The sequence below is a fragment of the Blastococcus tunisiensis genome (assembly GCF_900112815.1).
Taxonomy (GTDB): Bacteria; Actinomycetota; Actinomycetes; order Mycobacteriales; family Geodermatophilaceae; genus Blastococcus_B; species Blastococcus_B tunisiensis.
Genome location: NZ_FOND01000036.1, coordinates 1 through 10,883, shown reverse-complemented (window position 1 = coordinate 10,883; position 10,883 = coordinate 1). Strand labels below are relative to the sequence as shown.

Annotated in this window: 10 protein-coding genes; 4 read left to right on the top strand and 6 right to left on the bottom strand. The window is 70.5% G+C overall.

What is annotated here, in order from left to right; genetic code table 11:
- Nucleotides 1-479: LLM class flavin-dependent oxidoreductase (locus BM142_RS23905; protein ID WP_139229010.1), on the bottom strand; the 479-nt coding region annotated here is incomplete at its 3' end.
- 77 nt (nt 480-556) lie between these two features.
- Nucleotides 557-1,474 (bottom strand): fumarylacetoacetate hydrolase family protein, encoded by a 918-nt coding sequence (locus BM142_RS23900; RefSeq protein ID WP_254791227.1) that lies wholly within the window; start codon nt 1,472-1,474, stop codon nt 557-559.
- A gap of 173 nt (nt 1,475-1,647) precedes the next feature.
- Between BM142_RS23900 and BM142_RS23895 the strand changes: the two genes are divergently transcribed.
- From BM142_RS23895 to BM142_RS23880, 4 genes are all read left to right on the top strand, one after another.
- Nucleotides 1,648-2,661, top strand: a complete 1,014-nt coding sequence (locus tag BM142_RS23895) for a LysR family transcriptional regulator (protein WP_254791224.1) — start codon at nt 1,648-1,650, stop codon at nt 2,659-2,661.
- A 530-nt stretch (nt 2,662-3,191) separates the two neighbouring features.
- Nucleotides 3,192-6,818: a MobF family relaxase gene (gene mobF / locus BM142_RS23890; protein WP_092204008.1), complete on the top strand. Its 3,627-nt coding sequence runs from the start codon at nt 3,192-3,194 to the stop codon at nt 6,816-6,818.
- Nucleotides 6,819-6,937: 119 nt separating this feature from the next.
- Entirely contained in the window at nt 6,938-8,047 is a 1,110-nt protein-coding gene (locus BM142_RS23885; RefSeq protein ID WP_092204006.1) for a tyrosine-type recombinase/integrase, read from the top strand.
- 51 nt (nt 8,048-8,098) lie between these two features.
- On the top strand, nt 8,099-8,611 hold the full coding sequence (locus BM142_RS23880) for an ATPase, T2SS/T4P/T4SS family (protein WP_254791221.1): 513 nt from the start codon (nt 8,099-8,101) through the stop codon (nt 8,609-8,611).
- Here the strand turns inward: BM142_RS23880 and BM142_RS23875 are convergent.
- The 4 genes from BM142_RS23875 to BM142_RS23860 form a co-directional block, all read right to left on the bottom strand.
- Nucleotides 8,565-9,104: a hypothetical protein gene (locus tag BM142_RS23875; protein ID WP_092204004.1), complete on the bottom strand. Its 540-nt coding sequence runs from the start codon at nt 9,102-9,104 to the stop codon at nt 8,565-8,567. The genes BM142_RS23880 and BM142_RS23875 overlap by 47 nt on opposite strands.
- Before the next feature lie 39 nt (nt 9,105-9,143).
- Nucleotides 9,144-9,317, bottom strand: coding sequence for a hypothetical protein (locus tag BM142_RS24790; protein ID WP_217640872.1), 174 nt, complete (start codon nt 9,315-9,317; stop codon nt 9,144-9,146).
- 343 nt (nt 9,318-9,660) lie between these two features.
- Complete coding sequence (locus tag BM142_RS23865) at nt 9,661-10,467, bottom strand: hypothetical protein (protein WP_139229009.1); 807 nt, start codon at nt 10,465-10,467, stop codon at nt 9,661-9,663.
- Between the two features lie 84 nt (nt 10,468-10,551).
- On the bottom strand, nt 10,552-10,883 hold a 332-nt coding region (locus tag BM142_RS23860; RefSeq protein ID WP_139229008.1), incomplete at its 5' end, for an IS30 family transposase.

Here is a 10,883-nt window from a genome sequence, read left to right as displayed (position 1 = left end):
TTCTCGGAGAAGAGCAGCCGGTTGCGCTGGTCGGCGTCGCTCATGTCCGACGCCGTCGACGTCACGCCGAACCGCTGACACAGGATGTTCTGCCAGCGCGCCTGGTAGCCGCGCGCCATGCCGACGAACAGCCGGCCCTTGAGCATGTGGTCGACCATGGCGATCTCTTCGGCCAGCCGGATCGGGTCGTGCGCGGGGAGCACCAGACCGAGCTGGCCGTGCCGGAGCCGCTTGGTGTGCTGCCCGAGGTAGAGGTTGAGCATCAGGGGGGACGGCGAGATCTCCATGCCCTCGGAGTGCATGTGGTGCTCGACATGGGTGATGCCCCAGTAGCCGAGATCGTCGGCGGCCTTCACGAGCTCGATCAGGCTCGCGAGCATCCGCTGGTAGGCGTCGTTGTCACGCCCGATCGGGCGGCGGGCGGCCATCTCCTGCTCGTCGCCGAGTGTGGGGTAGACCTGCAGGATCACTTCGGTCATGCGCTTCTCCGATGGATTTAGGGGGTGCGCCGGGCTGCCGGATGCAGCCCGGGACGTGCAGTTGTGGGCCGGCGGGGTCAGTCCGTCGTCCGGATGAGGTCGATGCCGTATCCCGGCGTCGGTCGCTTCTGGCCGACCGGGTTGCGGAGGACACCGATGCCCTCGACCTCGAGCTCGACGACGTCGCCGGGTGCGATCCAGCGGTCCATCTCCAGGCCGCAGCCGCGGCCGATCGTGCCGCCGCCGAACACGTCGCCGGGCTGTAGCGGCTGGTCCACGGAGAGCGTCGAGATGACCTCGGCGAAGCTGAAGACCATCGCGCCGAGGTTGCCCTCCGACCACGTCTCGCCGTTAACGCGGGCGCTCATGCGGGCGGTGGAGATGTCGATCGAGTCCGCAGTGGTTAGCGTCGGGCCGAGGGTGGTGGCGAAGTCCTTGCCGAAGGCCGGTCCGAGCTTCACCTCCATCTCGCGGAACTGGATGTCACGGGCGCTCCAGTCGTTGAAGATCGTGTAGCCGACGATGCAGTCCAGTGCCTGCTCCGGCGTCACCTGGAAGGCGCGCTTGCCCAGGACCGCGGCGACCTCCAGCTCGAAGTCGAGCTTGTCGGTGTAGTGCGGCCACGGCGCCTCGTCGTCGGGGCCGATGACCGTGTCCGGGTTGCCCTTCCAGTGGATGGGGAGTCGATACCACTGCTCGGGGACCGTGCCGAAGCTGTTCTTGACGTGCTCCTCGACGAGCATGAAGTCACGCATCGAGTTGGGGCGGGGGAGCGGGGCGGCCAGCCGGACTTCGCTCGCCGGCACAGCGAAGTCACCAGTCCTCTTCGAGCGGTCCAGGCAGGCCCGCGCGAGGTCGAGACCCTCCTCGCCGAGGCGCAGGAGGGCGAGCATCGAGTCGGGGGCCGGGTCGCCGTTGTCTCCCGCCGCTTCGACGAGGTCGACGATGCGCTCGCCGTCGACGACCCCTGGACGGGGAGCGGCGCCTCCGCCCACGTCGGCTCCCTGCCTGCGGCGATAGCTGACCAGCTGCACGGCGCTGCCTCTCATTCGGTGGTCAGCGTTGACCACGGACCGAACCTACGAGTGACAGATGTGACCTGGGAAACACTGTTTCCTGGTCGATTAACCAGCTAGATTGGCCAATCGGCGCAAGAGGTGGGGTGGCGGTGAAGACGAGCAATCTGGAGCTGCGGCACCTGCGGGCGTTCGTCGCGGTTGCCGAGGAGCTGAACTTCTCCCGCGCCGCGCTGAAGCTGCACATGGTGCAGCAGTCGCTCAGCGCGCAGGTGCAGCAGCTGGAGCACGAGCTCGGCGTCCAGCTCTTCCGTCGCACCACCCGCCGCATCGAGCTAAGCGAGGCCGGGGTGGCGCTGCTGGAGCACGCTCGGTCGATCTTGCAATCGGTGATCACGGCGGTCGAGGAGACCCGGCGGACCGCCGCCGGCGAGAGCGGACGTCTGGTTGTCTCCTACACGCCAACCCTGGTCAACGAGACGCTTCCGCGGCTGGTCGGCGCGGTGCACGAGCGCTGGCCCAGGCTTTTGCTGCAGATGGTCGAGATGTGGCAGACAGAGAGCATCGAGTCAGTCCGGGCCGGCCGGGTGGACGTCGGGATGGCACGGCCCGCCCACGTGGCCGACGACCTCGAGTCGGTCAGACTGCGCGACGAGCCAATCGGCGTGGTGCTGGGGCAGGGCCATCCCCTGTCGGGCAGGTCCGTGTTGACGATGGACGACCTGGCCAGCAGTACGCTGGCCATCTGGCCCCGGCAGTTTTCTCCGGATTTCTTCGACCACGTGGTCGACTCGTTCCGGGGCCACGGCTTCCGCGGCCCGATCCAGGAGTTCGAGTACCTGACGTCGGCCCTGTTCCACCGGGATCCTGTCGCGCGAGCTCAGATCGCGGCCGGCCTGGCCTTCTCCGTCGCTTTCGAGACGCAGTTCGAACCCGTGCCCGACGGGTTCGTGTGGCGGGCGGTCGAACCATCGACCCTTATCCCCGTCCAGCTGTACTGGCGGCGGGGGGCGGGGGCGGCGGTTCACCGCTTCGTCGACGTAGCCCTTGAGGTCTCAGCTTCCGAGGGCTGGCTGAGCGCCGGCCGGCCGGCGGCGTCGATCCGGCCGGGCTCGGCGGCAGCTGGCGTTCCGGATGAGGCGGGCCGAGGACTGGGCTCGCATTGAGCTAGACCGGTGCCACGGAGGTCGGGATGCGGGACATCGACCCGTCGGTGCAGCACGTGTCCGCGCACGGTGCTGCCGGCGACGGGACTCTGGTCGAGCAAACCCGGCGGGCAGCGAAAAGGCTCTGGGTTCAGGGACACCGGCTGGGCATGGCTGGCCGACGCATCCCCGAACGGCGCCATCCCTGCGACGTCAGTGCTGCATCTTCGCCCGAGGCCCTGCCAGGCACAGCGTACCTCCGCGGAGCTTGTGTGGCTCACGACGAGGCGCGCGCAACTTCGGAGCGCGGAAGGGACGCCTCAGAGCGACGACCATCACCAACGCTTGCCGTTGTTGTTCAAGAACTCGGCCAGGAGCGATAGAGCAGCAATAAGAAGTCAGAGCCTATCGTCGACATCCAAGCATCTACTGAAGAACGGCACGCATGCTACCTTCGGAAGGTAGGCCGGGCCCCGCTTCGCGGGGCCCATTGGCGTTTCTAGGGGTGACTTGTTGGTCATTGTTGGGTGGCGTTGAGAATGCATGGTGGGATGAAGATCTACGCCGGCGCGCCGGCGGCTGCCCGGCAGTACGTGGAGGCCGACCGGGGCCGGGCGGATGACTACTACCTCACCGAGGGCGCCGGCGTCGCCCGCCGGTTCAGCACCACCGAGGGGCGGGTGACCGAGCTGGCGCCGCTGACCGGCGACACCTACGAGACTTGGGTGGCCGGCTGTGACCCGGGCACCGGCGAGCCCCGGGGGCAGCTGCGCGGCGACGAGCATGCGGTGCGGTTCGTCGAGGTGGTGGTCAACGGTCCGAAGACGTGGTCGCTGGCGGCCGCGCTGCATCCGGACATCGCGACCGCGTATGACGCCGCCCAAGGTCGGGCGGCCGAGCAGATCATCGGCTGGCTCGGGCAGCACGCCACCACCCGGGTCGGTCCGCGGGGCGGGCAGGTGCAGGTGCCGGTCGAGGTGGCCGAGGCGGTGACGGTGGCGCACTACACGTCGCGGGCCGGGGATCCGCACCGCCATCTGCACCTGCAGATCAACGCCCGGGTGTTCGCGGCCGGGAAATGGCGCGGCCTGCACACCGTCGGCGTCCGCGATTTCCTCGCCGCGATCAACGGTATCGGGCACGCCGCGGTCGCCTGCAACCCGCAATTCCGGGCCGCGCTCGCCGCCCACGGGTATGTATTGGATGCCGGTGGCGAGATACGGCAGCTCGCGGACTTCGTGGGCGCCTTCAGCGCGCGGACCGCGCAAATCGCCCGAAACGTCGACACCTACGAACGAGAATGGACCGCGGCGCATCCCGGCGAATCCCCCGGCCCGGCGTTGCGCCGCTCCTGGGACGTGCGAGCGTGGGCAGAGGGCCGCCCGGACAAGGGGCTGCCACAGCCGGGGGAGGACCTCACGTCGCGGTGGCTGACCGAGCTGGTCGCCCTGGGCTACCGCGACCGGAACGTTCCCACCGGCCTGACCCCCACCCCGGTCGGCAGCCTGGACCGGGAGCAGGTGGTGCAGCGGGTGCTGGCCCGGCTGGCCGCCGCCCGCTCGGCGTGGAACGCCGCCGACGTGCGCGGGGAGGTCGAACAGCTGCTCGCCGCCGCCGGCATCGTCACCGACCCGGCGGTGCGCATCGAGCTCGCCGAAGACCTCACCGCCCGCACCCTGGGCCGGTGCGTGCCGCTGCTGGACCGCGACGGGGTTCCCGAGCACATCCGGGCCTGGACCTCAGGACCGGTGCTCGACGTCGAGGCCGACCTCACCGCCCGCCTTGCCTCCCGCGCCACCGGACGCCCAGCCGGCGCCCCGGACACCGACCCGACACCGCCGGTCGAGGCCGCAGCCGGTGCCACGCGGTTGGATCCCGGGCAGGCCGCGGCGGTCGCCGCGCTCGCCGGCCAGTGGGCCCTGGTGGTGGTCGAGGGCGCGGCCGGCGCCGGCAAGACCACCACCCTGGCCGCCACCAGGACCCTGCTCGCCGAGCAGGGCCGCCGGCTGGTGGTGGTGACCCCGACGCTGAAGGCGGCCAAAGTGGCCGCCGCGGAGGTCGGCGCGGTCGCCGGGTCGGCGGCCCGGCTGGCCTTCGAGCACGGCTGGCGCTGGAACGGCGACGGCGAGTGGACTCGCCTCGCCGTCGGCCACACCGACCCGGTCACCGGCCGTACGTATGCCGGACCGGTCGACGGTGCGCGGCTGCGGGCCGGCGACCTGCTCGTCGTGGACGAGGCGGGCATGCTGGATCAGGACACCGCCCGGGCCCTGCTGACGGTCGCCGACGAGTGCCAGGTGCACGTCGCCCTGCTCGGTGACCGGCATCAGCTCGCGGCGGTCGGGCGCGGTGGCGTCCTGGACCTCGCCGCGCGTCAGGTCGACCCGGCCGAGCACCTGACACTGGTCGGGGTGCACCGCTTCACCCGCACCGACGCCACCGGCCGTACGACACCGGACACCGCATACGCCGACCTGACCCTGGCGATGCGCGCCGGCGATAACCCGGGGATGGTGTTCGACGCGCTGCTGGCCCGCGGGCAGATCCGGCTGCACCCCGACGGGCAGGCGCTGCGGGGGGCGCTCGCCGCCGGCGCGGCCGGCGGCTACGCCGCGGGCGAGCGGGTGGCCGTGGTGGTCGCCACCCGTGAGCAGGCCGCCGCCTTCAACCCCGCCATCCGGGACCGACTCGTCACCGACGGCCGGGTCGAGGACAGACGCGTGGTCGTCACCGGGGCGGGGGAGCGGATCGGCGTCGGCGACCGGATCGCCACCCGCCGCAACGACCGCGACCTCGGCGTCGCCAACCGCGACACTTGGACCGTCACCGCCGTGGGTCGAAACGGCGCGCTGCTCGTCACCCCCGACGGCACACCGCATGTCACCCCCGCCGTCACCCCAGCCGGACACGGGGCGCGGGTGCTGCCCGCCGACTACGTCACCGCGCACGTGGAACCGGCCTACGCAACCACCGCGCACGGCACCCAAGGCGACACCGTGACCGCCGCGCACCTGGTGGTCGGCGAGGACACCGGCGCGGCCGCGGCCTACGTCGGGATGACCCGCGGCCGTACCGCCAACACCGCCCACCTCGTGGCGACCGACCCCGCGCAGGCGCGGGAGCAGTGGCTGGCGGTCTTCGCCCGCGACCGCGCCGATCTCGGCCCGGCGCACGCCGCCCGGCTGGCCGCCGCCGAGGCCGCCCGCTACGCCCAGCCGCGCCCGCTGGAGCAGGCGCTCGCCCATCTGCACTCTGCGTGGACGGCCGAGCAACGCTGCCTGGATCGGCTCGCCCACGACCTGCCGCGCCGGGACGCGCTGAGCGAGATCGTCGCGCTCGAGTCCGCCCACGCCGACCGGGCCGCCGCGCTGACAGATGCCTATCGGCAAACGGGAATCGACGCCCGCCACGCCACGGCGCGGGCCGACGCCAGCGGCGCGGCCGTCACCGCCGAGACCGACCGGATCCGCGACACCCTGCTCGCCAGCTGGGACACGGGGCGTGACGCCGCCCGCGACGCCGCGCAGGTCGTGCTCGACGGCCCCGGCCGGCTCCGGCTTCGGCGGGCGGCGGTGAACCGGGCCGGCGAGCAGCTCACCGACTGGGCGGACGCCTGGCGGCCCTACCTGCCGGCGATGCCCACCGACCCGCAGCAGATCGCGCGCCTGGCCGACCGGTCCGACGACCGACCGCGGCTGTGGACCGCCTTCGACTCCTACGCCCGCCACCACGCCGAACACGCTCACCCGGAGCACGCTCAGTTGCGCGCGACCGCAGCCAGCGCGCAGGAGGCCCACCGGCACGCCGGGGCCGCGGTGGCCGACGCCCGCCGTCAGCACGAGGACCGGCTCGCCCGCTTCGGACCTCTCGCCTGGACCCTCGACCCGGCGGAGCGGCTGGCCGACACCGACCGGGCCATCGCCGCCGCCCACGCAGAACTGGCCGCCGTCCGAGGCCGCATCGCGCGACTGTCGGCCGAGCCGGCTCTCCTCGCCCAGCCAGCCGACCAGCTAGCCAGAGAGCGTGACCACTGGCGGGCCCGCCACGATCCCGAGTTCGCCACCCGGCCACCCGCCTCCCCGTCGGCGCCATCGCAGCTGGTCGTCCGTCCGCCGCGCCCCGAGGACGTCCGACGGCTCGCACCACATCCTGACGTAGGCCTGGGGATGCCTCGGTGAATCCCCAGGAAGACGGAGCAGGAAGACAAGTCCCATTCGCGGTGTCAGCGTTCGGGTCAGCAGACGAGCCGAGACTGCGCTGGCCATGGCCAGATTCACGACCAGGGAGGCGATGAGCGGTGGCGTCGATCGCGAGGCGGCCTGACGGCACATACCGGCCGCGGTACCGGGATGAGAACGGCAAGGAGCACGCCCGCCATTTCAAGCGAAAGGTCGACGCCCAGCGGTGGCTCGACGAGCAGACCGCGGCGTTGGTGCGCGGTGACTGGGTTGACCCGAAGAGGGGCCGAAGCACCTTCCGTGCCTACGTCGAGACTTGGCTGCCGGCGCAGCCGCTACGGGACTCGTCCCGCCGGGCCTACGACTCCTATCTGCGGAATCACCTGCTGCCCGCGTTCGGGGACAAGCGGCTGTCGGCAGTCACGCGAACTCAGGTGCTCGCGTTCCGTCGCGGGATCGAGGCGAAGCTGTCGCCGACGACCAGTCGTCAGATGATGTCGCTGCTGGCTGGCATCTTTGCCGACGCCGTTGAGGACGGGTTCCTCGCCAAGTCACCGTGTCGGGACACCGTTCCTCCTCGGCCGCACCGGGAGAAGGTCGTCCCCTTGACGGTCGAGCAGGTTGCGGCCTTGGTCGACGCCGCGCCCGACAGGTACCGCGCCCTCGTCGTCCTGGGCGCCGGCTGTGGCCTGCGGCTGGGCGAGGCGCTGGGCCTCAAGGTGAGCAGGGTTCGGTTCCTGGAGCGGGAGCTGGACGTCGTCGAGCAGTTGACGCTGGTGCCGGGGGCGCCGCCGAAGCTCGCACCGCCGAAGACCCGCGGAAGTATCCGCACGGTGCCGCTGGCCGACGTGGTCGCCTCGGCGCTGGCCGAGCATCTGGCGGGGTTCCCGGCCGGACCGGACGACCTCGTCTTCCGGTCGCGCACCGGAGGCCCGATCTGGGCCAACACCTTCAACAACTCGGTGTGGCAGCCGCTCCGCAAGCGCGCCGGCCTCCCGACCGCGCGGTTCCACGACCTGCGGCACTTCACCGCCTCGGCGCTGATCCGCTACGGGGAGTCGGTGAAGACCGTGGCACACGTCCTGGGGCACGCGGACGAGACGGAAACCCTGCGGACCTACTCGCACCTGTGGCCCGACGCGGACACCCGAACCCGTGCGGCTGTCGATGCGGCATTCGCGCCATCTGCGGACTCCGTGCGGACTGATGGGGTCGCATACCTGCGTTGACCTGCGAAAAGAGGCCGGGAGCGCGTCATCCCCGACATCACCCGCCGGCACATGGCGGTCAACATCCGGAAGTTCGTGCTGCAGGCGCACAGCCTCGACGAGCTGGTGGCCCTCGGCACGCTCACCGCCCAGTCCGCCCGCTTCCTCGAGGCGGCGGTCGCCGCGGGGCTCAATGTCCTCGTCTCCGGCGGCACCCAGGCCGGGAAGACGACGCTGCTCAACTGCCTCTGCGCCGCGATCCCTGCCCGGGAGCGGGTGATCACCTGCGAAGAGGTCTTCGAACTGCGGGTGCCGTTGCCCGACGTCGTCTCCATGCAGACCCGGCAGGCGAACCTCGAGGGCGCCGGGGAGATCCCGCTGCGCCGCCTGGTGAAGGAGGCGCTGCGGATGCGGCCCTCCCGGATCGTGGTGGGCGAGGTCCGCCAGGAGGAGTGCCTGGACCTGCTCATCGCACTGAACTCGGGCCTGCCGAAGTTGCCTAAAGCCCGCAGGATGGACGGTCGCCGGCCCGCAAGGGTCAGGCGGGTGTCTCGGCCGCTTTCATCTCGGCGACGATGTCCTTGATGAAGCGTATGAGCGGAATCGTCGAGCGCTCCTCTTTGACCTTGGCCCGAGTGAATCCGTATGCCTCGTACATGGTCGCCAGCCGTTCGTCGGCCGCGTCGATCACAAGGAAGCGAGCTGCAGACAGGTCCGAAGCCTGAACGGCTCGCTCGAACGCGGCCAGCATGATGTGCGGCAGGATGCCACGGGCCGACTCATCTCGGGCCAGCCGTCCGAGCAGGATGCCGGGCATCTGACTGGCCCCGCCGACACCCTTGGCGAACCGATTGGGGATGTCGGACTTGTACACCGTGTTGTTGCTGAGGGTGAAGTACGCGACTACATGCCGCGGTTCATCGGGGGGAGCCAGCACGAACACCCGGCTGATCCGAGCCTCATGGGCGTCGCGCGCCTTGGCTTTCAGCCATTCGTCGTAGTCGACGTGGCCGCAAGAGAAGTGAACGAGCTGGTGGCCTTCGTTCAGGGGAGTACACAAAAAGGAGGGCCCAGCCATGGGCTGGACCCTACCTTTGAGGAGTGACGGCCTCGTCACTCACTGATGCTTGATCGTGCCCCGCATCGACCGGAAGAAGCTGACCATCTTCGGGTTCGGGGTGCGAGCCGGACGGTCTGCCTCGGTCTGGAGGTAGTCGAAGTACTCCTCCGTGACGTGGAGATCCCGCTCTTCAGTGAGACTGGAGTCCTTGGGGGCGGTTGCATGCACCATCGCCACTGGGAACCTCCTTGGTTCTCTCGGAGCCATCAGAGTATGCCATCGGCACTCAACATGACTACCTTGAGTCCGATGTCACCTCAACGGGGGGAGCGACGACACGAGCCTACTGGTGATGTCAAGCGTCCTCGCGCGCGCGCCGTCCACTAGGCTCCAGCGACCTTGGACGAGCGAAGCGGTCTGGAGCCTAGTGGACGGGTGGGACATTTCCGCGTTTGTGCAGGTCAGGACGGCGTTTCGGAGTCTTACTCCCACCGTCGTCAGACTCGGAAACTAGCCACCGCCCGCCCCACGATGGGAGCGGGCGGTGGGCTGATCCTGACCGGCGCGCGATCCTTCACGCAGTCGCCGTGGCGTGCGCGGCGGCGCACTTCGTGCAGAACGCCTCCGGCTTCGGCAGGCCTTGCGCGGCCTCCTTCCGCGTGCGGACGGGAAGAACGGCCTTGTGCGTGAGGCAGACGATCGCCCACGGGCCGGCCTCGGCCTTCGCGCCCTGGACGTTGCCCTCCGGCAGGTAGACCGAGGCGACAGTCGCGCCGGACGAACGTGCGCGGCGGATGCGACGTGCGCCAGGGACGTCGCCGACCACGGCCGCGATGGCGTCGGACACGTAGGTCGCGGCGTCGGCCGATACGCGGCCCTTGCGCTCCTTCTTCGCGGGCAGCGCGGCGAGGCAGTCGACGCACACGCCGTCGATCGCACGGACGGCCTTGGCGTTGATGTCGTCGGCAACGGCGGTCTTGCCGATCCGCTTCGTTCCGCACAGGGCTGCATCGTCAGCGACGACGTGCGCGAGCGTCCGAGCGGCGTTCGTGCGGACGGCGTACGTGGTGGGCATGGCGGGTCCTTCCGGGTCGGTGGGGCGGACGAGCCAGACCATCCGGAAGCGCTGCGAGCGTCTCAACCAGGCACCGCCAGTGACCCCAGCCACAACAACGAAAGGCCCCCAGCCGGACGCCACGAAGGCGAACGGCCGGGGGCCTTGTTCGTGCGCGGTCAGCTCTGGATGCCGGTCGCGGACAGCAGCCGCGCGCCGCAGCGGCCCGTTCCGGCCGTCCGCGTCATCCGCCGGTACAGGCGCGTTGGATAGTGGGGGAGGGCGCCATGCTGGCATCGTCACTGCCGTGAGGAACGCCGCCGCCATGCTTGCCGAGGTACTTGACTCATGGACGATCCCCCAGGGCCAGTCCCCGGTAGCACACCGGAAGGCGGTCGCAGGAGGGCGGATTCAACTGGTCGACGCAACACCGGTCATTTGATCTTGGGAGAGTAGCCGGGCGAGGGTCTCGGCCGGGGTCTTGAAGCCGAGGGTCTTGCGGGGTCGGCCGTTGAGTCGGTCGGCGATGTCGGCGAGGTGGTCGATGTCGTGGACGGAGAGGTCGGTGCCCTTGGGGAAGTACTGGCGGAGCAGGCCGTTGGTGTTCTCATTCGTGCCGCGCTGCCAGGGGGAGTGCGGGTCGCAGAAGTAGATCGGCAGGTCGGCGGCGACCGTGATCTCGGTGTGCTGTGCCAGCTCGATGCCCTGGTCCCAGGTCAGCGAGCGGCGCAGCGCGGCCGGCA

Bases quoted from the DNA above. Each gene is read 5' to 3' on its own strand.
- BM142_RS23880 (WP_254791221.1), top strand. From the start codon at position 8,099: ATGGCGGTCAACATCCGGAAGTTCGTGCTGCAGGCGCACAGCCTCGAC.
- mobF (WP_092204008.1), top strand. From the start codon at position 3,192: ATGAAGATCTACGCCGGCGCGCCGGCGGCTGCCCGGCAGTACGTGGAG.
- BM142_RS23865 (WP_139229009.1), bottom strand. From the start codon at position 10,467: ATGGCGGCGGCGTTCCTCACGGCAGTGACGATGCCAGCATGGCGCCCT.
- BM142_RS23875 (WP_092204004.1), bottom strand. From the start codon at position 9,104: ATGGCTGGGCCCTCCTTTTTGTGTACTCCCCTGAACGAAGGCCACCAG.
- BM142_RS24790 (WP_217640872.1), bottom strand. From the start codon at position 9,317: ATGGTGCATGCAACCGCCCCCAAGGACTCCAGTCTCACTGAAGAGCGG.